This window comes from Burkholderia cepacia, assembly GCF_001039005.1.
GTDB classification, from domain to species: domain Bacteria; phylum Pseudomonadota; class Gammaproteobacteria; order Burkholderiales; family Burkholderiaceae; genus Burkholderia; species Burkholderia theae.
Map to the genome: position 1 here is coordinate 321,065 of NZ_LDWR01000021.1, position 21,392 is coordinate 342,456.

Genomic DNA, 21,392 nt, shown 5'->3' on the forward strand with positions numbered 1-21,392 from the left:
TTTGCATTCCAGTTGAACCGCGGGCCGCTAACGCGGCAGCGCGAGCTTGATCAGCGCGTCGGGCGTGGCCTGCGCCTTCGCCACCTCGCCCGCGATCCGTCCTTCCTTCATCACGACGATCCGGTCCGACACGCCGATCACTTCGGCCAGATCGCTCGACACGAGGATCACCGTGCGGCCCGCTTCCGCGAGTTCGTAGAACAGGTTGTAGATTTCGGCGCGCGCGCCGACGTCGATGCCGCGTGTCGGCTCGTCCATCAGGAACACATCGATGCGCTCGGCCAGCCAGCGCGCCAGCACGACCTTCTGCTGGTTGCCGCCGGACAGCGCGCCGATCGGCGTGTCGCCGTCGCGGGTCTTGATCGCGAGCCGCTCGATGTAGCGTTGCGCGAGTTCGCGTTCGCGCCGCGTGTCGAGCAGCACGCGCGCCGGGCTGAAATGGCGGCGCGCGCTGATGTTCAGGTTGTCGGCCACCGACGCGATCGCGACGATCCCTTCCTGCTTGCGGTCTTCCGGGCACAGCGCGATGCCGGCGCGCACCGCGTCGCGCGGGCTGGCAAACGCGACGCGCCGCCCGCCCAGCTCGACGTGCCCGGCACTCGGGCGCACCGCGCCGTACAGCAGCTTCATCAGTTCCGAACGGCCCGCGCCGACGAGCCCGAAGAAACCGACGATCTCGCCGCGCCGCGCGGCGAACGACACCGGCTCCGCCAGACCGGGGCCCGTCAGCCCTTTCGCCTCGATCAGCACGTCGCCGGCCGTGCGCGGCCGGTAGCCGTACACGTCCTCGATCGAGCGGCCGACCATGCAGCCGATCAACCTGTCGCGGTCGAGTTCGGCGACCGAATCGAACGTATCGATCCGGCGGCCGTCGCGAAACACGGTCACGCGGTCGCACAGTTCATACACTTCCTCCATCCGGTGCGTGACGTAGATAATCGCGCGGCCTTCCGCGCGCAGCGCGCGGATGATCCGGAACAGCTGCGTGGTCTCGCGCGCGGACAGCGAGCTCGTCGGTTCGTCGAACGCGATCACGCGCGCGTCGCGCATCAGCGCCTTGCCGATCTCGATCATCTGGCGCTGACCGATCGACAGGTACTTCACGGGGATGCCCGGATCGATGTGCTCGCCGAGCCGTTCCAGCGCATCGAGCGCGCGCGCGGCCAGCGTGCGCTCGTCGACCACGCCGAGCCGGCTCGGCAGTTGCCCGAGCATCAGGTTCTCGGCAACCGTCAGCTCGGGCACCAGATGCAACTCCTGGTAGATGATCGCGATGCCGGCCTCGAGCGCCGCGCGCGTCGACGCGAAGCGCTGCGCCGTACCGTTCAGCGTCAACGTGCCGGCCTGCGGCTGGTTCACGCCGGACAGCACCTTCAGCAGCGTCGATTTCCCCGCGCCGTTCTCGCCCATCAGCCCGTGCACTTCGCCCGCGCGCACCGACAGCGACACGGCGTCGAGCGCACGCACGCCCGGGAACGTCACCGTGATGCCGTCGAGCGCGAGCAACGGGCCGCCCGGCGGCGGCGGACCGGTTTCGGCCGTGACGTCGTCGCCACCGGACACGGCCGTCATCGTCTGCGTCGTCATCGCGTTCTCGCCCCGCGCCGCTCAGATGCCGAGCTCGGCGCGCACCGCCTGCCAGTTGGCGCGCGTCATCAGCTTGCCGCTCGTCTGCGTGTCGGCCGCCGGCGTCTTGCCGTTGCGGATCCAGTCGACGAGGTTCTGCGTGCTGTCCTTGCCGTGGTTCGTCGAGCTGACCGCGATCGTCCCGTAGAAGCCGGTCGGCTCCTTCTTCTGGAACTCGGCGAACGCTTCGCCCGCGCCGTTGATGCCGACGCCGATCACGTCGGCCGACGGGATGTGCAGCTGTTCGGTCGCGCGCACCGCGCCGAGCACGGTTTCCTCGTTCAGCGCGTAGACCACCCATTTCTTCACGTTCGGATGGCGCGCGAGCACCGGTGCGGCCGCGCTGAAGCCGCCTTCGTCGTCGGTCGTCTTCTGCGGCGCGTCGAAGATGTTCTCCTGGCGGAAGCCGTTCGCGAGCAGCGCCTGCGTCGCACCGTCGGTGCGCAGCTTCGCGGTCGGCAGCTCGTAGTTGGTGATCCGCAGCGCGCCGACTTCCTCGGGTTTCCAGCCGCGCCGCTTCATCTCGTCGGCGATCGCCTGGCCGACCTGGTTGCCGATCTTGGTCGCCGACATCCCGAGGTGCGGCACGCTCGCGAGCGGCTTGCCGGTCGAATCGACGAGCTGGTCGTCGACGGTCACGAACTTCATGTTGTAGCGCTTCGCGCGCGCGGCGATCGCCGGGCCGAGGCGCACGTCGGGTGCGCAGATCACGAAGCCCTGCGCGCCCTGCGAGCCGAGGTTGTCGATCGCGGCCAGCACTTTCTCGCCGTCGGGCGTGCCGATCTTCACGACCGAGAAGTTCTCCTTCTGGCCGAGCGCGGACGCCGCGTTCTGCTCGTTGATGAACCACGCCTGCTCGGGCATCTTCACCAGGAAGCCGATCTTCAGCGGTGCGTCGGCGCGCGCGGCGCCCTGCATGCCGAGCGGCGCGATGCAGAGCGCGGCCAGCAGCGCGCGCAACGTGTGTCGGCGAATCGTGTGAATCGTGCGGGTCATGCTGTGTCTCCTTGGTATCGGCCTGGGCCGTAATGATTCATCGTGCGCGGGCGCGGCAACGCGCGCCGCGCTGGTTCAGCGGCCGAACGCGTCGGTCTGGACGCGCCGGCCGAACAGGAACGCATCGGCGACGAGCCGCAGCGGCCGCACGTCGACGTCGCTTGCGCCGCGCGCGATCAGCGCGCGGAAGTGCGCATACAGCGCCGGATACTCGCGTTCGGGCCCGATCTCGACCGGTTCGCCCGCGATCGACAGTTGCGCGCCGCCGCGGCTGATCGCGAGCACGCCGTCGGCCGTATCGACCGCGATCTCCCATTGCTCGACGGGGCCGTGCCGCCAGTCGAATTCCGCGCGCACCGGTACGCCGTCGGTATCCGCGCAATCGAGTTCGGCCGCGATCGGCGTCTGCACGTCGCTCGGCACGAACAGCGTCGCCTCGCGCAGCACGAGCTCGCGCGGCAGGATCCGCGTGACGATCGACAGCGCGTTGATGCCCGGATCGAACACGCCGAGGCCGCCGGGCTCCCAGATCCACTGCTGCCCCGGATGCCAGCGCCGTACGTCCTCCTTCCAGCGCACCTGCACCGCGCGGATCGTGCGCGTCGCGAGCCACGCGCGGGCGGGCTCCACCGCGCTTGCGCAGCGCGAATGCCAGGTCGCGAACAGCGTGAGGCCGCGCGCGTGCGCCAGCGCTTCCAGCGCGGCCACTTCGCCGAGCGTCGCGCCCGGCGGCTTCTCGAGCATCACGTGCTTGCCGGCTTCGAGCGCGGCACGCGCCTGCGCATAGCGCACCTGCGGCGGCGCGCACAGCGACACGGCATCTAGCTCGCGCTCGGCGGCCAGCAGCGCTCGCAGATCCTGATAGTTGCGCACGCCGCTGACTTCCGCGTGACGGCTCGCGCAGGCCGTCAGCCTGAAGCCCGGTTCGGCGGCAATCGCCGGAAGGTGCTGGTCGCGCGCGATCTTGCCGATCCCGACGACACCCAGCGAAATCGGATCACTCATCGTGCATTCCTCCTGTTGCGCCCGTTCAGTGCGCCCAGCGCAGCACGAGCGGGTCGAGCCGGCGTGCGATCGCGAGCAACTCCGCGCGCGTGTCCGGATGCAGTTCCGGCATCGGATGCCGCGGCCGCTCGCACGCGATCACGCCGCCTTCGCGCATCAGCGCCTTCGCGGTGAGGATCCCGGACTGGCGGTTCTCGTGATTGATCAGCGGCAGCCACGCCTGGTAGCGCGCGAACGCGTCGTCGCGGCGCCCTTCGCGCCACGCTTCGAGGATCGGCCGGATGCCGTCCGGATACGCGCCGCCCGTCATCGCGCCGGTCGCGCCCGCATGGAGATCGGCGAGCAGCGTGATCGCCTCCTCGCCGTCCCACGGCCCCTCGATCGCGTCGCCGCCGAGCCGGATCAGCTCGCGCAGCTTGTTCGCCGCACCGGGCGTCTCGATCTTGAAATAGGCGACCTGCTCGATCTCGCGTGCCATCCGCGCGAGGAACGGCGCCGACAGCGCGGTGCCGCTCGCGGGCGCGTCCTGGATCATGATCGGGATCGCGATCGCGTCGGACACGCGGGCGTAGAAATCGAAGATCTGCGCTTCGGGCACGCGGAACGTCGCGCCGTGATACGGCGGCATCGTCATCACCATCGCCGCGCCGAGTTGCTGCGCGCGCAGGCTGCGCGCCGCGCACACCTGCGTGCTGTAGTGCGACGTCGTGACGATCACCGGCACGCGGCCCGCGATGTGTTCGAGGATCGTGCGCGTGAGCACGTCGCGTTCGTCGTCGGTGATCGCGAACTGCTCGGAGAAGTTCGCGAGGATGCACAGCCCGTCCGAGCCCGCGTCGATCATGAAATCGACCGCGCGCTTCTGGCTCGCGAGATCGAGCTCGCCGTTATCGGCAAACGTCGTCGGAACGACGGGGAAGATGCCGCGATAGCGCGGCGTGCTGCTCGAAGTCATGGTTCGGGTCCTGCGTCGGTCGAATCGGCGTTCAGCCGGAAAGCAAAGCGTTCAGGATTCGCGAGCGAGCGCGCCCGCGGCCGGCTGCGGCGCGCGCAGCGTCGCGCGGACCACGAACGTGATCAGCACCGCGAACAGCAGCGTCGCCGCGAGGAAATACAGGCCGGCCGCGAGGCTGCCGGTCGCCTGCTTGATCAGGCCGATGCCGTACGGCCCGACATAACCGCCGAGATTCGCGAGCGAATTGATCGCGGCGATGCCGACCGCCGCACTCGTCCCGGTCAGGAATTCGCCGGGCAGCGCCCATACGACGGCCTGGATCGAGTAAAGCGAGAACGCCGTGAGGCAGATGAACAGGAACTGCAGCGCGGGCTGCCGCGCCCATGCGCTCGCGGCCATCGTCAGCGCCGCGGCGGCCGACACGACGACGATGTGCCAGTAGCGCTCGCGCGTGCGATCCGAATGACGCGGCACGACCAGCAGCCCGACCACCGCGAACAGGTACGGCACCGCGGACAGCAGGCCGGTGGCCGCGTCGCCCACGCCGAACGCGTGAATGATCGTCGGCAGCCACAGCGACAACCCGTAGATGCACAGCGGGAACGGCAGGAACAGCGCCGCGAGTAACAGCACGCGCCGGTCGGCCAGCGTGGCGAGCGGATTGCGGTGCGCGTCGGGGCGGTACGTGTCGCGATCGGCGGCGAGCTGGCGAGCGATCCAGCGCCGCTCGTCGTCGCCCAGCCAGCGCGCGTGATCCGGCGATTCGGGCAGCAGCCTAAGCGTCGGCCACACGAGCAGCACCGCCGGCAGGCCGCTGACGACGAACAGCGTCTGCCAGTTCGACAGCCCGAACAGCCCGTGCGTCGACAGCAGCCAACCCGCGAGGGGCCCCGTCACGATGCCGGCGAGCGGCTGCGCGAGCACGAGCAACCCGATCACGCGGGCGCGGTCGCGCATCGGGAACCATTGCGTGAGGAAGTAGAGGATGCCGGGATACAGGCCGGCTTCGGCCGCGCCGAGCAGGAAACGCAACGCATAGAAGCTGGTCGGCCCCTGCACGAGCGCCATCGCCATCGTGATCGCGCCCCACGTCGCGAGAATCCGCGCGAACCATACGCGCGCGCCGAAGCGTTCGAGCGCGAGATTGCTCGGCACCTCGCACAGAAAATAGCCGATGAAGAACAGCCCCGCGCCGAGCCCGTACGCGGCGTCGCTCAGGCCGACGGCCGCGTTCATGTGCAACTTCGCGAAGCCGACGACCGTGCGGTCGACATAGGCCACCACATAGATCAAGGCGAGAAACGGCACCAGCTTGCGCGTGAGCGTGCGCATCAACCGCCGTTCGTCGACGGCGGCCGGCGGGCCGGATTGAGCCGCGGTCGGTGTCGCGGACGGGTGCTGCGTCGTCGTCATCGTGTCTCCATGGGAGGGCTGCGCCGGCGTCGTCGCCGGTCTGCCCTGCGTCACCTGTGCCGCGTTTCGCGCGCGCCGCTCAATGCGAATGGCTCGGCACGTCCGCGCCGCGCGTGCCGACCAGGAAGTCGAGGTCGCACCCCTCGTCGGCCTGCAGCACGTGATCGATGTACAGCCGCGCGTAGCCGCCCTTGCCGAGCTGGCCGGCCACGCCCGGCGCCGCGGTCGGATCGACGTCCGACAGGCGGCGCTGCAGTTCGTCATCCGTAATGTCGAGATGCAGCGTGCCGGCCTCGCAGTCGAGTTCGATCCAGTCGCCGTTGCGCACGGCCGCGAGCGGCCCGCCGGCGGCGGCTTCCGGCGCGACGTGCAGCACGACCGTGCCGTACGCGGTACCGCTCATCCGCGCGTCGGAAATCCGCACCATGTCCTTCACGCCCTGGCGCAGCAGCTTCGGCGGCAGCCCCATGTTGCCGACCTCGGCCATCCCCGGATAACCGCGCGGCCCGCAGTTCTTCAGCACGAGCACGGAGCTCGCATCGACGTCGAGCGCTTCGTCGTTGATCGTCGCCTTGTAGTGCTCGAGGTTCTCGAACACGACCGCGCGGCCGCGATGCTTGAGCAGCTCGGGGCTCGCCGCCGACGGCTTGAGCACCGCGCCGCGCGGCGCGAGATTGCCGCGCAGGATGCGGATGCTGCCGTCCGCGATCAGCGGCCGGTCGAGCGGACGGATCACCTCGTCGTCGAAGTTCGGCGCTTCGCGCACGTTGTCCCACAGCGACTTGCCGTTCACCGTCAGCGCGTCCGGGTTCGGCAGCAGCCCGCCTTCGCCGAGCCGGCGCAGTACGGCCGGCAGGCCGCCCGCGTAATAGAACTCTTCCATCAGGAAGCGCCCCGACGGCATCAGGTCGACGATCGTCGGCGTGTCGCGGCCGATGCGCATCCAGTCCTCGAGTTCGAGCGGCACGCCGATGCGGCCCGCGATCGCCTTCAGGTGAATCACCGCGTTGGTCGAGCCGCCGATCGCCGCATTCGCGCGGATCGCGTTCTCGAACGCCGCGCGCGTCAGGATCTTCGACAGCACGAGCCCTTCGAGCGCCATCTCGACGATGCGGATGCCCGACATGTGCGCGAGCACGTAACGACGCGAATCGACGGCCGGAATCGCCGCGTTGTGCGGCAGCGCGACGCCGAGCGCCTCGGCCATGCACGCCATCGTCGACGCGGTGCCCATCGTGTTGCAGGTGCCGGCCGAGCGCGACATCCCGGCTTCGGCCGACAGGAAGTGATGCAGGTCGATCTCGCCGGCCTTCAGCGCTTCGTGCAGTTGCCACACGGCCGTGCCCGAACCGATGTTCTTCCCTTCGAGCTTGCCGTTCAGCATCGGGCCGCCCGACACGACGATGGCCGGCACGTCGCAGCTTGCCGCGCCCATCAGCAGCGCGGGCGTCGTCTTGTCGCAGCCGGCGAGCAGCACGACCGCGTCGATCGGGTTGCCGCGGATCGCTTCCTCGACGTCCATCGACGCGAGGTTGCGCGTGAGCATCGCCGACGGCCGCAGGTTCGATTCGCCGTTCGAGAACACCGGGAACTCGACCGGGAACCCGCCCGCCTCGGAGATGCCGCGCTTCACGTGCTCGGCGAGCTTGCGGAAGTGCGCGTTGCACGGCGTCAGTTCGGACCACGTGTTGCAGATGCCGACGATCGGCCGGCCGTCGAACTCGTGATCGGGAATGCCCTGGTTCTTCATCCAGCTCCGGTACATGAAGCCGTTCTTGTCGTTCGTGCCGAACCATTGGGCGGAGCGCAGCCTGGGTTTTGTTGCCGACATCGTCAGTCCTGTGGTGACGGGATACCGGCGCAGTCTAGGCAGAATTTTGATAACTCGCTAATGACGTTTTAGGCGATTACGATATCGATTCCGATATCGATATAAACCCGTACGATGCCCGATACCAGCCCGTGGGGAAACCGCGGCCGCCTGAAGACCCGCCAGCTCCTGCTGGTCGTCGCGCTCGCCGACGAAGGCAGCATTCATCGCGCGGCGGCCGCGCTGAACATGACGCAGCCGGCCGCGTCGAAGCTGCTGCGCGAACTCGAGGAGTCGATCGGCGCGGTGCTGTTCGAGCGCCTGCCGCGCGGGATGCGGCCGACGCTGTACGGCGACGCGCTGATCCGCCACGCGCGCGCGGCGCTCGGCAGCCTCGACCAGGCGCACGAGGAGCTGGCCGCGCTGAAGGCCGGCCATCTCGGGCATGTGGCGGTGGGCGCGATCACGTCGCCGGGCCTGCGGCTCGTGCCGCCGGCCGTCGCCGCGGTGAAGGGCACGCATGCGGGCCTGCACGTGTCGGTCGAGATCGACACCAGCAACGTACTGCTCGAGCATCTCGCGCAGGACAAGATCGACATCGTGCTCGGCCGGCTTTCCGCCGAACACGACAAGCTGCGCCTGCGCTACGAGCCGCTGACCGGCGAGTCGGTGGCCGCCGTCGTGCGGCCCGGCCATCCGCTGCTCGCGCAGGCGCCGCTGTCGCTCGCGGACGTGCAGCGCGCCGCGTGGGTCGTGCCGCCGGCCGGCAGCGTGCTGCGCCACCGTTTCGAACTCGTGTTCCAGCGCGCGAGCCTCGCGCCGCCCGCGAACCTCGTCGAGACGTCGGCGCTGCTGTTCATCACGCAGCTGCTCGAACAGAGCGACATGATCGCGGTGCTCGCGGACGACGTCGCGCGCTACTACGCGCGACACGGGATCGTCACGGTGCTGCCGCTGGAGATGGATTGCCGGATGGACGATTTCGGGATCATCACGCGCACCGACCGGCTGCATTCGCCGGCCGTCACGGTGATGGCCGACGCGATCCGCGCGGCGGCGCGGGAGGTGTACGGCGTCGCGCTGTGACGCGTAGGCAGGGTCGTTTCCGGCGTCGATCCGGATGGCGCTTCTGCGGAAATATCTGAACCACCCGCTCTTGCGGCGGCTTGCGGTGTCGTCACGCGCCGCTCATCCGTCGTGCCCGACCGCCGCGCCGCCAACCGCCTTGTGCAGCGCGACGATCGCGAGGCCCTGCTTCTCGAGCGCCTCGACCGTCGCCAGGTCGGCCTCGCGGGTCGCCATACCCACTTCGATGCGCTCGAGCCGGCTCGTCATTCCGCGCTGCCGGAGCAGCGCGGCGTGTGCGTCCGTCTGGCGCGCGGCATCGACATGCAGCGCGAGATCGGCCGCGCGGCGCCGCTCGGCCGCAAGCGCGTTCAGCGCGTTCTCGGTTTCCTCGATGCCTTCGAGCACGGCGTGCCGGTACGCGACGATCGCGGCCGCAAGCTCCGCTTCGCGGGCGCGCACGACGGCGCGGCGCGCGCCCCAATCGAGCAACGGGATCGTCACGGAGAGCGCGCCCGAACCGACCGTGCTGCGTCCCGGCAGCGGCATGCCGACCAGATTGCCGCTGACGACGATGTCGCCCACCAGGTTCAGGCGCGGATAGAGCTCGGCGTTCGACACGCGCAGCTCGGCCGCCGCCTGCTCGATCGCGCGCTCCGCGCGCCGGATGTCCGGCCGCGTGCGCAACAGATCTGCCGGCACGGCCCGCAGCGCGACCGGCGGCACGGCCGGCTGGGCGGCCGCGGCGAGCCAGCGGTCGTCCGGTTCCGGCTCGCCGGTGAGCAGCGCGATGCGTTGCGCAGCCTGCTGCACGGCCTGGTCGGACGCCGCACGGCGGGCCGCGAGCTCGGCGGCGCCGGCAAGCACGCGCTCGACGTCGAAGTCGCTGGCGACGCCGGCCGCGCGCTTCTCGCGGGTCAGCACGATCCGTTCCCGCTGGTCGCTCACGCTTTGCGCGAGCAGGGCGCTGCGGCGCTGCGCGCCGCGCAGCTCGACGTAGCAGCGCACCAGCTCGGCGATGACCGTCACGCGCGCCTGCCGCCAGTCGGCCTGCGCGACACCCGCGCCCGCTCGCGCCGCATCGGCGGCGGCCGCAAGCCGGCCGAACAGGTCGATTTCCCACGATGCGTCGAAGCCGGCCTGGTAGTAACCGCTGGCGCGGTCGGACGGCACGAACGGCACGTTGCCGGACTGAAAATCCGTGCCGTCCGTTTCGTTCGCGAACCCGCCGGGCCCGTCCGCGCCCGACACACGCTGCTGCCGTTGCAGCTCGCCGATCGCATCCAGCTGCGGCAGGCGCGCCGCGGCCGCTTGCCGGGCAATCGCGCGCGCGGCCTGCAGGCGATAGCCGGCCTCCGCAAGCGTCAGGTTGTGCGACAGCGCGGTCGCAACCAGCCCATCGAGCGCCGGATCGCGGAACAGAGTCCACCAGTCGGCGGGCGCGGCTGCGGCCGCCGAAGCGGACTCGTCGCGATTGCGCCAGTCGGCCGGCACGGGCTGACGCGCATCGGGCAACTGCGTCGGCGACAGGCAGCCGGACAGCATGCCCACGCCGACCAGCCACGCAATGCCACGCAACCACAGGCCGCACAACCGGCCCGTCTTCCTGCCACCCATGACGCTCATGTTCGTGTTCATCCTCGACAACGCGGCTTGACGCATCGGCGCCGCCGCTCAATAATAGATCGATCAATCAGTCTATTAAAGATTAAGGCCAACGTCCAGCACGGAGTACCCGATGAGAAAGGTCGATCCGGAAAAAGTGGAAGCGAAACGGCGCCAGATCCTGGATGCGGCGCTCGAATGTTTCGCACGCAACGGCTTCCACGGCACGTCGACGGCAGCGATCTGCGCCGCCGCGGGCATGAGCCCCGGCAACCTGTTTCATTACTTCCCGTCCAAGGCGGCGATCGTCGAGGCGATCGCGCAGGAAGACCGGCGCGAGTCGGCCGGGCTGTTCGCGCGATGGGCGGATGCCGACGACGTCGTGGCAGCGATCGAAGCGCTCGCACTCGAGAAGATGAAGGCCGCGAGCGAGCCGCTCTATGCGCGCATCAGCATCGAGATCGCGGCCGAGGCGTCACGCAATCCGGATGTCGCGGCACTGTTCGCCGAGAACGAGGCGCACGAGAAGGACCTGCTCGTCGCACTGGTCAGGCGCGGCATCGCACAAGGGCAGATCGACCCGGCGCTGAAACCGGACCTGGTCGCCACCTGGCTGATCGCGCTTGCGGAAGGTGCGGTCGGCCGCGTCGTGTTCGAGCCCGGCTTCAGGACGAAGACGCATGCGCCGATGCTCCGGCTGATCATCCAGAGGATGCTGCGTCCGCAATGACGCGCGGCGATCCACCACCCGATTTTTCTTTCGTGAAGACTCCCATGATCCGGAAACCGCCCGCGACGGGCGCCCTGTTTCGCTGGAAAGCCGTTGTACGCGCGCGCTGCAGCACGCTGACATTTACGCTGCTGATGGCGCTGGTAGGCGGCGCCGCAAGCCTGCTGCCGTCACCGACGCACGGTGAACTCGCGGCACGGCCCGCACCGGCTGCACAACGTGTCACCATCGCGGCGGCCGGGCCGGCCGTGTTTGCGCGCACGATCCGGCTGACGGGCACGATCGCCGCGCGCAACGACATCGCGATCGGCACGCCGCTGCAGGATCAGCGAGTGACGGCCGTGCTGGTCGACGAAGGCGATCGCGTGAAAGCCGGCCAGATCCTCGCACGGCTCGATACCTCGACGCTCGACGCACGGATGCGCGACGCACGAGCGGTTGTCGATCGCGCACGGGCCGCGGTCGCGCAGCAGCAGGCGCTCGATGCCGATGCGCAGGCCGCATGGCGCCGCATCGAGCCGCTCGGCCGCTCCGGCGCGGTCAGCGACCAGCAGGTCGACCAGCAGCGCGCGCAGGCCGCCGCGGCCGCTGCGAACCTGCGCGGCGCGCGCGCGGATCGCGAGCAGGCGCTCGCGCGGCTGGCCGAGACGCGCGCAGAACTCGACAAGGCTGCGGTCCGCGCGCCAACGAATGGCGTGATCGCGAGCCGCACCGCGCGCGCCGGCGCGCTGGCCGGCAGCGAACCGCTGTTCCGGCTGATCGGCCAGGGCGAACTCGAATTCGACGGCGACGTGGTCGAACGCGACCTGGGCGCGCTCAGCGCCGGGCAGCGCGCGACGGTCACGCTGCCCGAATCGCAGGGCACCGCCGACGGCACCGTGCGTCTCGTCGCGCCGCGCATCGATCCGCAAACCCGGATGGGCAAGGTGCGCATCGCGCTGGACGACACGTCGCGTTTCCGGGCCGGCGGCTTCGCGCGCGCCGAGCTCACGGCCGAACGGGCCGACGTGCCGGTCGCTGTGCCGCAACGCGCGGTCACGTTCGGCGCGCAGGACGCGGCGTTCGTGTCGCAGGTCGACGCGGCCGGCCGCGTGACGCGCCGCGCGATCGTGGCGGGCCGGCGCGATGGTTCATGGATCGAGATCCGCAGCGGCCTGAAGGCAGGCGACCGCGTCGTCGCGGCCGCATCGGCGCTGGTACGCGACGGCGACGTCGTCCAGGCGGCCGGCATCGGCGCAGCGGGGGCGAAATGAGTTTCAGGCTGTCGTCATGGGCAATCCGTCGCCCGATCCCGACCATCGTATTGTTCGTCGTGCTCGCGGTGGCGGGCTGGGCAGCGTTTCTCAAGCTGCCGATCAACGCCAACCCGCGCGTGGATTTTCCAATCGTCACGGTAGCGATCGCGCAGGCGGGCACCGCGCCCGCCGATCTCGAGCATGCGATCACGCTGCCGGTCGAGCGCGCCGTGTCGGGGCTCGCGAGCGTCCGGCACATCACGTCGACGATCGGCGACGGCTTGTCGATCACGACCGTCGAATTCCAGCTCGGCGTCGATACGGCGCGCGCAGTCAACGACGTGCGCGAAGCCGTCGCGCAGAACCGCGCGAACCTGCCGCAGTCGATCGAGGAGCCGATCATCACACGGGTCGACGTCGAGGGCGGCGCGATCCTCGATTACGCGCTGCGCGCGAAAGGGCGCAGCGTCGTCGAACAGTCATGGTTCGTCGACGATACGCTCAGCCGCGAACTGCTGGCGGTGCCCGGTGTGCAGCGCGTGCAGCGCCTCGGCGGCGTCGATCGCGAGATTCGCGTGCAGCTGCGCCCGGAGCAGCTCGAGGCGTTCGGCATCACGACCGACCAGGTCAATGCGCAACTGGTGCGCACGAGCGTCGACGTACCGGGCGGCCGTGCGGTGCTGGCCGGCAGCGAGCAGTCGGTCCGCACGCTCGGCGGCGCAACGTCGGTCGACGCGCTCGCCGCGATGCCGATCGCGCTGTCCGGCGGCCGCTGGGCCCGGCTGTCCGATCTGGCAACGATCCGCGACGGCGCGAGCGACGCGCGTTCGCTCGCGCGGCTCGATGGCGCGGAAGTGGTCGGTTTCGCCGTGTATCGCGCGAAGGGATCGAGCGATACGGACGTCGCGTCCGGTGTGCACGCGGTGCTCGAGCGCCTGCAGAGACAGCACTCCGACATCGAGATCCGCGAGGTGGCGTCGACAGTCGAATACACGCTCGCGAGCTACGACGCGACCATGACGACGCTGATCGAGGGCGCCGTGCTGACCGTGCTGGTGGTGTTCGTCTTCCTGCGCAGCTGGCGCGCGACGCTGGTTGCCGCCGTCGCGCTGCCGCTGTCGATGCTGCCGACCTTCGCGGCGATGCTGGGGTTCGGCTACACGCTGAACAGCATCACGCTGCTGGCGCTGACGCTCGTGATCGGCATCCTCGTCGACGACGCCATCGTCGAGATCGAGAACATCGAGCATCATCTGGACCTCGGCAAGCGGCCGTTCCAGGCCGCGATCGACGCCGCAGACGCAATCGGCTTCGCGGTGGTCGCGATCACCGCGACGATCGTCGCGGTGTTCCTGCCCGTCAGCTTCATCGGCGGCATCGTCGGGCGGTACTTCACGCCGTTCGGCGTTACCGTGTCGGTCGCCGTGCTCGCGTCGCTGCTGGTCGCGCGGCTCGTCACGCCGTTGCTGGCCGCGTACCTGATGCAGCCCAAGCCCGCCGGCACGGCCGCGCACGCGTCACGTTCCGGCCGACAGACCGGGCGTGTGCTCGGCCGCTACCTGACGCTGCTGGACTGGGCGCTGCGACACCGGCGCATCTGCGTATTCGCGGGCGTCGCCTTCTTCGCCGCATCGCTGGCGATCGTGCCGCTGCTGCCGTCCGGCTTCCTGCCGACCAGCGACGTCAGCCAGTCGCGGATCGAGGTGACGCTGCCGCCGGGCACACCGCTCGCGAAGACCGACGCGGTACTGCAGCAGATTGCGGCAGAGGCGCGCCTCCGGCCCGAGGTGCTCGCCGCGTTCACGACGGCGGGCGGCGAAGATGCGTCCGGCACCACCGATGTGTCGACCGGCACCGTGATGCTGAAGCTCGTGCCGCCGAACCGGCGCGAGCTCGGCCAGAAGGCGTTCGAACAATCGCTGCGCCCGGCGCTCGACCGCCTGCCCGACATCCGCTATGCATTCCGTGCGGATGGCGCCGCGCGCGACGTGTCGATCATCCTCGTCGGTGCCGATCCGGCGCGACTGTCGCTGGCCGCGTCGGCATTGCGGCACGACATGCGCAACGTGCCCGGCCTTGCCAACGTGCAGGCCAACGAACCGCTGCCGCGCCCCGAGATCCAGGTGCATCCGCGTTTCGACGAGGCGGCGCGCGCGGGCGTGACGACCCACGCGATCGGCACCGTCGCGCGCATCGCGACCGTCGGCGACATCAATGCGAACTCGGCGCGCTTCAACCTGCGCGACCGGCAGGTGCCGGTGCGCGTCGCGTTACCGGAGACGGAGCGCGGCGACCTGAATACGCTGCGGCAATTGCGCGTGGCGACCGACAGCGGAACGAGCGTGCCGCTGCAATCGGTCGCGGACGTCGATTTCGGCAGCGGACCGTCGCGCATCGAACGTTTCGACCGGCTGCGGCGCGTGTCGGTGGATGCCGACCTGACAGACGGCATGACGCTCGGCCCGGTGCTCGACGCGGTCGATGCGCTGCCGTCGATGCGCGCGCTGCCGGACGGCGTGCGCCGGGCGGAGTATGGCGACGCCGAGTACATGAACGAGATGTTCTCCCGGTTCGGCACGGCGATGACGTTCGGCATCCTGATGGTGCTCGCGGTGCTGACGTTGCTGTTCCGCGATTTCCTGCAGCCGCTGACGATTTTGACGGCGCTGCCGCTGTCGGTCGGCGGCGCGCTCGGCGCGCTGTTGCTGTACGGCGCCGCGATCGACCTGCCGGTCGTGATCGGCATGCTGATGCTGATGGGCATCGTCACGAAGAATTCGATCCTGATGGTCGACTTCGCGATCGAGAAACGGCGCGAGGGCATGCCGCGTCATCAGGCGTTGCTGCAATCCGGCGCGGAACGCGCGCGGCCGATCATCATGACGACGATCGCGATGGTGGCCGGCATGGTGCCGTCGGTGATCAGCACGGGCGCGGATGCGGGCTTTCGCGCACCGATGGCCGTCGCGGTGATCGGCGGCCTGATCACGTCGACGCTGCTGAGCCTCGTGTTCGTGCCGGTTGCCTATACCTGCATGGACGACCTGCGGACGTGGCTCGCCGCGCGCCTCGCGCGGCTCACGTCGGTAACGGCCGAGGATCGCACAGAGGCCGAGCGGCGCGGCGGCTAGCGAAACCGCGCGGTTCCGGACAGTCGGAATTCGACGTCCGGCAATCGCGCGGCATTTTCCTCAGCCCGCGGCAAACTCGATCACCGGTTCGCAGCGGATCGGGAAGTTGACCGAGTTCGCAACATAGCACTTCGCATGCGCCGCATGGTGCAGACGCTCGGCCAACTCGCGATCGTCGCCGGCCTGGATGGTCACGCGCGGGTGCAGCACGATCTCGGTGAAGCGTCCCGGCCCGGGATTGTCGACCATCGTCCCTTCCGCATCGTCGACATAGGCGAGCACGCGGATGCCGGCATCGGCGCACAGATGCAGGTACCAGAGCTTGTGGCACGCCGAGGCCGATGCGAGCAGCAGGTCTTCGGGGTTCCAGCGCGACGCGTCGCCACGGAACGCCGCATCCGACGAACCGGGGATGTCCGGTTTGGAACCGGACCGGATCACGTGCTCGCGGCCGTACTCGCGATATCCCGACGTGCCGGTGCCGCGGTTGCCGATCCACTGCACTGCGACGCGATACTTGTGTTCACCAGATGCCATCTCGCTCTCCATTGATATCGGTTGCTTCTGCCGGGCCGGATGTCGTTTCAAGGCGCCCGCCCATGGTCGCCATTGTGGCACCGGATCTCCGTTTGGTATACCATTATTCCAAATTGAGGAGCACGCAGGCATGGAAGCCAAACTCGACTCCACGGCGGATGCGGTAGCCGCATCGCTGCGGGACATGATCATCAACGGCGAACTGGAGGCCGGCGAGCGGCTCGTCGAGCGCGACCTGGCCGACCGCTTCGGGATCAGCCGGATTCCGATGCGCGAAGCGATCCAGCGCCTGGAGCGCGAAGGGCTGCTGGATATCTTCCGGAATCGCGGTGCCGTCGTGCGCATGCTGACCGCATCGGATGTGCAGGAAATCTACGATCTGCGTGCGCTGCTCGAAGGCGACGCGATCTACCGCAGCGTGAAGCGGCTCGACGACGAGACGCTGGCGCGCGCCGAACTCGTGCATCGCCTGCTGGGCGACGCGACCGTGCCGCGCCGACAGGGCGAGCTGAACCGCGAATTCCATGCGTTGCTGTATTCGTGCTGCGGCAACGCGCGGCAGTTGAAGGCGATCGGCGAGCTGCGCAGCCAGGTCGAACGCTACGAACGCCTGCAGGCCACGCTGCTCGCGGATACCCCATCGTTCCAGGTCGAACACGACGAGATCCTGCAGGCGTGCCGCGAACGCAATGCGCGCGCGGCACGCTCGATGACGGTCGCGCATCTCGAATCGGCCAGGGGCATCGTCATGCGGCTCGTCGAAGGGAGGTGACGCGGGTACTGCGCATGCACGTCGCTACACCGCGCACGGCTTCGTGCCGGGTCGCGCCGATTGCGTCGGCAAACTCGGCGTCGCCGGCGCAGCCACGCATCAGGTCGACCGCGTCGCGCTCCCGCGCCGCACGCGACCGGTCGTGCCGCGCACCACCAGCCGCGGCAGCGACGCGATCCGCACGCGCGACGCGTCATCGCTGCGGCCGCCCGCCTCCCGCAACGCATTGAGCAGTTCGACCGCGAGGCCCGCGGCCTCGGCGGTCGGAATCGCGACGGTCGTCAGCGTGGGACGCGTGTCGCTTGCCAGATGGATGTCGGTCAGGCCGACGATCGACAGGTCGTCGGGCACGCGCCTGCCGCGATCGGCCGCCGCGTGCAGCGCGCCGATCGCGGGCAGGTCGTTGGTGGCGACCAGCGCGGTCAGCCCCGGATGCGCATCGAGCAGCCGGCCCGCCGCGCGCACGCCGCCTTCGATCGAATCGGGCTCGGCCGCGACGATCGACGCGTCGAGCCCCGCCTCGCGCATCACGTCGACGAAGCCGTCATAACGCGCCGCCTGCACGCCGCTCGCCGAGCCGCCGACGATCACGCCGATGCGCGTGTGCCCGAGTTCGAGCAGATGCCGCGTCGCGATCCGCCCCGCCTCGCGGAAATCGATGGCCACGCACGGCAATCCGTCGGGCAGCGCGTCGGGCCGCTCCCACAGGCACAGCACGACCGGCACGCCGCGCCGCGCGACGTCGAGCAGATCCGGCAGGTGCAGGTTCGCATTGGTCACGAGAATGCCCTCGGAAATCGTGCCGGCGATCTGGTCGAGATATGCGCGCCCCTGCAACGGATCTTCGTTCGTATTGCAGACGATCAGGAACTGCCCGTTACGGCGCACCGCCCGTTCGACCGCCAGCGCGAACTCCGGGTAGAACGGGTTCGCGATACTCGATACCATCAGCGCGACCGTCGGCGCGCGCCCTTCCGCCAGCGCCCGCGCGGCGAGATGCGGCCGATACCCGAGCGCCTGCACGGCCTCCAGCACCCGCGCGCGCGTGGCTTCGCCGACCCGGCCGCGGTCGCGCAGCACGTTCGATACCGTCGCGGCCGTCACGCCCGCGCGGCGCGCAACTTCATCCAGTGTCGCCATGGTTTGCTCACTATATGAGACGTCGATCCAGTATTTGCTTCGCTTACCGAAGCGGCGCACTATCGCCGCACACCTTGCCGCCCGACCGACGGGCGCGACTCGGCCGCGATCGAATCGCCTCTTTTTTTGATCGCGATGATTAAGCGCTTAATCAGACATGATGGCGCATTAAAACATGGAGCGGAGACAATGGCGAGCATCTCGATGCGACGCGTGCAGAAAGCCTATGGCGATCACGCGCCGGTCATTCGCGACGTCGATCTGGAGATCGGCGCGCACGAGTTCTGCGTGTTCCTCGGGCCGTCCGGATGCGGCAAGTCGACGCTGCTGCGCATGATCGCCGGGCTCGAGGACTTGAGCGCGGGCGAGCTGTCGATCGACGGCCGCCGCGTCGACGACGTGCCGGCCGCCGAGCGCGGCGTCGCGATGGTGTTCCAGAGCTACGCGCTGTTTCCGCACATGACGGTCTACGAGAACATGGCGTTCGGGCTAAAGCTCGCGCGTGTGCCGAAAGCCGAGATCGACCGGAAGGTGCGCGATGCCGCGCGCATCCTGCAACTCGACACGCTGCTCGAGCGCAAGCCGAAGGCGCTGTCGGGCGGCCAGCGGCAGCGCGTCGCGATCGGCCGCGCGATCGTGCGCGAGCCCGGTGTGTTCCTGTTCGACGAACCGCTGTCGAATCTCGACGCGGCGCTGCGCGGCCAGACCCGCATCGAGATCGCGCGGCTGCACCGGCAGTTCGAACGCGCGAGCGTCGTCTACGTGACGCACGACCAGACCGAAGCGATGACGCTCGCCGACAAGATCGTGCTGCTGCACGCCGGCGCGGATACCGCACAGCACGGCAGCATCGCGCAGGTCGGCGCACCGCTCGACCTCTACCACCATCCGGCCAGCCGCTTCGTCGCCGGCTTCATCGGCTCGCCGCGCATGAACTTCCTGCCGGCCGTCGTCACCGCGGCCGATGCCCGTCGCACGACCGTCACCGTCGCCCCTTCCGGCGAAACCTTCACGCTGGCGCGCGACGGCTCCGCGCTCGCTGCCGGCGCGACCGTGACGCTCGGCATTCGCCCCGAACACCTGACGTTCGACACCGCGCATGAAGCGACGACGCTCGTGCGCGACGTCGCGCTCGTCGAACGCCTGGGCGAGCAGACCTACGTGCACCTCGACCAGCCCGGCGGCGCGCCGCTGATCGCGAAGGTGCCCGGCGATGCGCAGGTGCACAGCGGCGAACGCGTGCACGTGCATGCGCCGGCCGCGGCCTGCCATCTCTTCACCGAAGACGGCCGCGCGGTACCCGCGTGCGCCGACCTCCACGTCCATCACTACGCTTAAGGATCGCGTATGCGCCTCGGAGTCTGCTATTACCCGGAACACTGGCCGGAATCGATGTGGGCCGACGACGCCCGCCGGATGAAAGCGCTCGGCATCGAGCAGGTCCGGATCGCCGAATTCGCATGGAGCCGTATCGAGCCGTCGCCGGGCGAATACGACTGGGGCTGGCTCGACCGCGCGGTCGACGTGCTCGGCGCGGCCGGCCTCGAGATCGTGATGTGCACGCCGACCGCGACGCCGCCGAAATGGCTGGTCGACCGCCATCCCGACATCCTCGCGATCGGCGCGGACGGCCGGCCGCGCGCGTTCGGTTCGCGCCGCCACTACGATTTCTCGTCGCCGACCTATCTCGAAGCGTCGCGGCAGATCTGCACGGCGGTCGCCGAACGCTACGGCCGCCATCCGGCCGTGCGCTACTGGCAGACCGACAACGAGCTGGGTTGTCACCAGACCGTCGTCAGCTACTCGCCGGCCGCGCTCGTGCGCTTTCGTGCATGGCTGAAGGCACGCTACGGCACGATCGACGCGCTGAACCGTGCATGGGGCACCGTGTTCTGGAGCATGGAGTATCGCCATTTCGACGAAGTCGACGCGCCCGTCGGCACGGTGACCGAAGCCCATCCGTCGCACCGGCTCGACTACCGGCGCTTCGCGTCCGACGAGGTCGCGCGTTATCACCGGATGCAGGTCGACGTGATCCGTGCACACTCGCCGGGCCGGCCCGTCGCGCACAACTTCATGCAGCTGTTCACCGAGTTCGATCACTACGAGGTCGCGCGCGACCTCGACATCGCGACGTGGGACAGCTATCCGCTCGGCGCGCTCGAGGAGCAATGGTTCGCGCCCGACGTGAAGGCGCGCTGGCTGCGCACCGGCCATCCCGATTTCGCGTCGTTCAATCACGACGTGTATCGCGGCATGTCGAAGCTGCCGTTCTGGGTGATGGAGCAACAGCCGGGGCCCGTGAACTGGGCGCAGTGGAACCCCGCGCCGCTGCCGGGCATGGTGCGCCTCTGGAGCTGGGAAGCGTTCGCGCATGGCGCCGGCTGCGTGTCGTACTTCCGCTGGCGGCAGGCGCCGTTCGCGCAGGAGCAGATGCATGCGGGCCTGAACACGCCGGACAACCAGCTCGACGAAGGCGGCCGCGAAGCGCAGCGCGTCGCACGCGAGATCGCGGCCGTGCACGACGCCGGCGCGGATGCGGACGATCCGGTGCGCGCGCCCGTCGCGCTGATCTACGACTACGAGGCGAAGTGGCTGTTCGAAGTCCAGCCGCAAGGCGCCGATTTCCACTACCCGCGTTTCGCGTTCGAGTACTACTCGGCCCTGCGTTCGCTCGGCCTCGACGTCGACGTGGTCTCCGTGCATGCGCCGCTCGACGGTTATCGGCTCGTGGTCGTCCCGCCGCTGCCGATCGTGCCGGACGATTTCGCGGCACGGCTCGCCGCATCGGGCGCGCATGCCGTGTTCGGGCCGCGCACCGGCTCGAAGACCGTCGACCTGCAGATTCCGCCGACGCTCCCGCCCGGCCCGCTCGCATCGATCCTGCCGATCCGCGTGTGGCGCGTCGAATCGATGCGGCCGAACGTGACCGAACGGATCGACGGCACGCTGCGCGACGGCTCGCCGCTCGCAGGCGATGCGCGCCACTGGCGCGACTTCGTCGAGCTGCACGACGACACGCGCAGCGCCGTGCGCGCGCGTTTCGCCGACGGTCATCCGGCCTGCGTGTCGCACGGCGCGCTGCACTACTGGGCCGCGCTGTTCGACGACGCGACCACCGCGCAACTGTTCGCCGACGTCGCAACCGAAGCGGGCCTCGCGCCGACGCCGCTCGGCGACGGCGTGCGCGTGAGCCGGCGCGGCGGCCTGACCTACGTATTCAACTATGGCGACACGCCGCACACGATCGACGCGGTACCGCCGTCGGCGTTCGTGCTCGGCGCCGCGCAGGTCGAGCCGCAGGACGTGGCCGTGTATCGAAGCCGTTCGTAGCAACCGCCACCGGCGCCCCGACGCGCCGGTCACGCACAA

The 21,392-nt window shown here is 69.5% G+C and carries 16 protein-coding genes; 7 read left to right on the top strand and 9 right to left on the bottom strand.

What is annotated here, in order from left to right; all coding sequences use genetic code 11:
• Positions 1 to 27: 27 nt before the first annotated feature.
• The 6 genes from araG to VL15_RS13855 all read right to left on the bottom strand — a co-directional run bounded on the left by araG (position 28) and on the right by VL15_RS13855 (position 7,826).
• A complete protein-coding gene (gene araG, locus VL15_RS13830) occupies positions 28 to 1,587 on the bottom strand; it encodes an L-arabinose ABC transporter ATP-binding protein AraG (RefSeq protein ID WP_048246173.1) in 1,560 nt (519 codons plus the stop codon).
• Positions 1,588 to 1,608: 21 nt separating this feature from the next.
• Complete coding sequence (locus VL15_RS13835) at positions 1,609 to 2,622, bottom strand: arabinose ABC transporter substrate-binding protein (protein ID WP_048246174.1); 1,014 nt, start codon at positions 2,620 to 2,622, stop codon at positions 1,609 to 1,611.
• A 75-nt stretch (positions 2,623 to 2,697) separates the two neighbouring features.
• Positions 2,698 to 3,627, bottom strand: coding sequence for a Gfo/Idh/MocA family protein (locus VL15_RS13840; RefSeq protein WP_048246175.1), 930 nt, complete (start codon positions 3,625 to 3,627; stop codon positions 2,698 to 2,700).
• Positions 3,628 to 3,652: 25 nt separating this feature from the next.
• Positions 3,653 to 4,582, bottom strand: a complete 930-nt coding sequence (locus VL15_RS13845) for a dihydrodipicolinate synthase family protein (protein ID WP_048246176.1) — start codon at positions 4,580 to 4,582, stop codon at positions 3,653 to 3,655.
• A 51-nt stretch (positions 4,583 to 4,633) separates the two neighbouring features.
• Positions 4,634 to 5,995: an MFS transporter gene (locus tag VL15_RS13850; protein WP_048246177.1), complete on the bottom strand. Its 1,362-nt coding sequence runs from the start codon at positions 5,993 to 5,995 to the stop codon at positions 4,634 to 4,636.
• Between the two features lie 79 nt (positions 5,996 to 6,074).
• A complete protein-coding gene (locus VL15_RS13855) occupies positions 6,075 to 7,826 on the bottom strand; it encodes an IlvD/Edd family dehydratase (protein WP_048246178.1) in 1,752 nt (583 codons plus the stop codon).
• Positions 7,827 to 7,940: 114 nt separating this feature from the next.
• Here VL15_RS13855 and VL15_RS13860 point away from each other — a divergent pair, with 114 nt between their 5' ends.
• A complete protein-coding gene (locus VL15_RS13860) occupies positions 7,941 to 8,891 on the top strand; it encodes a LysR substrate-binding domain-containing protein (RefSeq protein ID WP_048246179.1) in 951 nt (316 codons plus the stop codon).
• 102 nt (positions 8,892 to 8,993) lie between these two features.
• On the opposite strand, the gene VL15_RS13865 is transcribed toward VL15_RS13860, so the two are convergent.
• Positions 8,994 to 10,496, bottom strand: coding sequence for an efflux transporter outer membrane subunit (locus VL15_RS13865; protein WP_196319582.1), 1,503 nt, complete (start codon positions 10,494 to 10,496; stop codon positions 8,994 to 8,996).
• A gap of 112 nt (positions 10,497 to 10,608) precedes the next feature.
• Between VL15_RS13865 and VL15_RS13870 the strand changes: the two genes are divergently transcribed.
• From VL15_RS13870 to VL15_RS13880, 3 genes are read left to right on the top strand one after another with little or no spacing between them, the layout of a single operon-like run.
• A complete protein-coding gene (locus VL15_RS13870; protein WP_048246181.1) occupies positions 10,609 to 11,205 on the top strand; it encodes a TetR/AcrR family transcriptional regulator in 597 nt (198 codons plus the stop codon).
• A 44-nt stretch (positions 11,206 to 11,249) separates the two neighbouring features.
• Positions 11,250 to 12,458 carry an efflux RND transporter periplasmic adaptor subunit gene (locus VL15_RS13875; RefSeq protein ID WP_053077635.1) on the top strand — a complete coding sequence of 403 codons (1,209 nt, stop codon included), beginning with the start codon at positions 11,250 to 11,252 and terminating at the stop codon, positions 12,456 to 12,458.
• Entirely contained in the window at positions 12,455 to 15,571 is a 3,117-nt protein-coding gene (locus VL15_RS13880; protein ID WP_048246182.1) for an efflux RND transporter permease subunit, read from the top strand. Before VL15_RS13875 ends, VL15_RS13880 begins: the two co-directional genes overlap by 4 nt.
• A gap of 60 nt (positions 15,572 to 15,631) precedes the next feature.
• Here VL15_RS13880 and VL15_RS13885 read toward each other — a convergent pair whose 3' ends face one another.
• Positions 15,632 to 16,108 carry an OsmC family protein gene (locus VL15_RS13885; protein ID WP_048246183.1) on the bottom strand — a complete coding sequence of 159 codons (477 nt, stop codon included), beginning with the start codon at positions 16,106 to 16,108 and terminating at the stop codon, positions 15,632 to 15,634.
• Between the two features lie 130 nt (positions 16,109 to 16,238).
• Here VL15_RS13885 and VL15_RS13890 point away from each other — a divergent pair, with 130 nt between their 5' ends.
• The gene (locus VL15_RS13890; RefSeq protein WP_048246184.1) at positions 16,239 to 16,880 is read left to right on the top strand and encodes a GntR family transcriptional regulator; all 642 of its coding nucleotides are present in this window, start codon (positions 16,239 to 16,241) and stop codon (positions 16,878 to 16,880) included.
• Between the two features lie 99 nt (positions 16,881 to 16,979).
• On the opposite strand, the gene VL15_RS13895 is transcribed toward VL15_RS13890, so the two are convergent.
• Positions 16,980 to 18,020: a LacI family DNA-binding transcriptional regulator gene (locus VL15_RS13895; RefSeq protein WP_048246185.1), complete on the bottom strand. Its 1,041-nt coding sequence runs from the start codon at positions 18,018 to 18,020 to the stop codon at positions 16,980 to 16,982.
• Positions 18,021 to 18,209: 189 nt separating this feature from the next.
• Between VL15_RS13895 and VL15_RS13900 the strand changes: the two genes are divergently transcribed.
• Positions 18,210 to 19,358 (top strand): ABC transporter ATP-binding protein, encoded by a 1,149-nt coding sequence (locus VL15_RS13900; RefSeq protein ID WP_048246186.1) that lies wholly within the window; start codon positions 18,210 to 18,212, stop codon positions 19,356 to 19,358.
• A gap of 9 nt (positions 19,359 to 19,367) precedes the next feature.
• Positions 19,368 to 21,353 carry a beta-galactosidase gene (locus VL15_RS13905; protein WP_048246187.1) on the top strand — a complete coding sequence of 662 codons (1,986 nt, stop codon included), beginning with the start codon at positions 19,368 to 19,370 and terminating at the stop codon, positions 21,351 to 21,353.
• Positions 21,354 to 21,392: the final 39 nt, after the last annotated feature.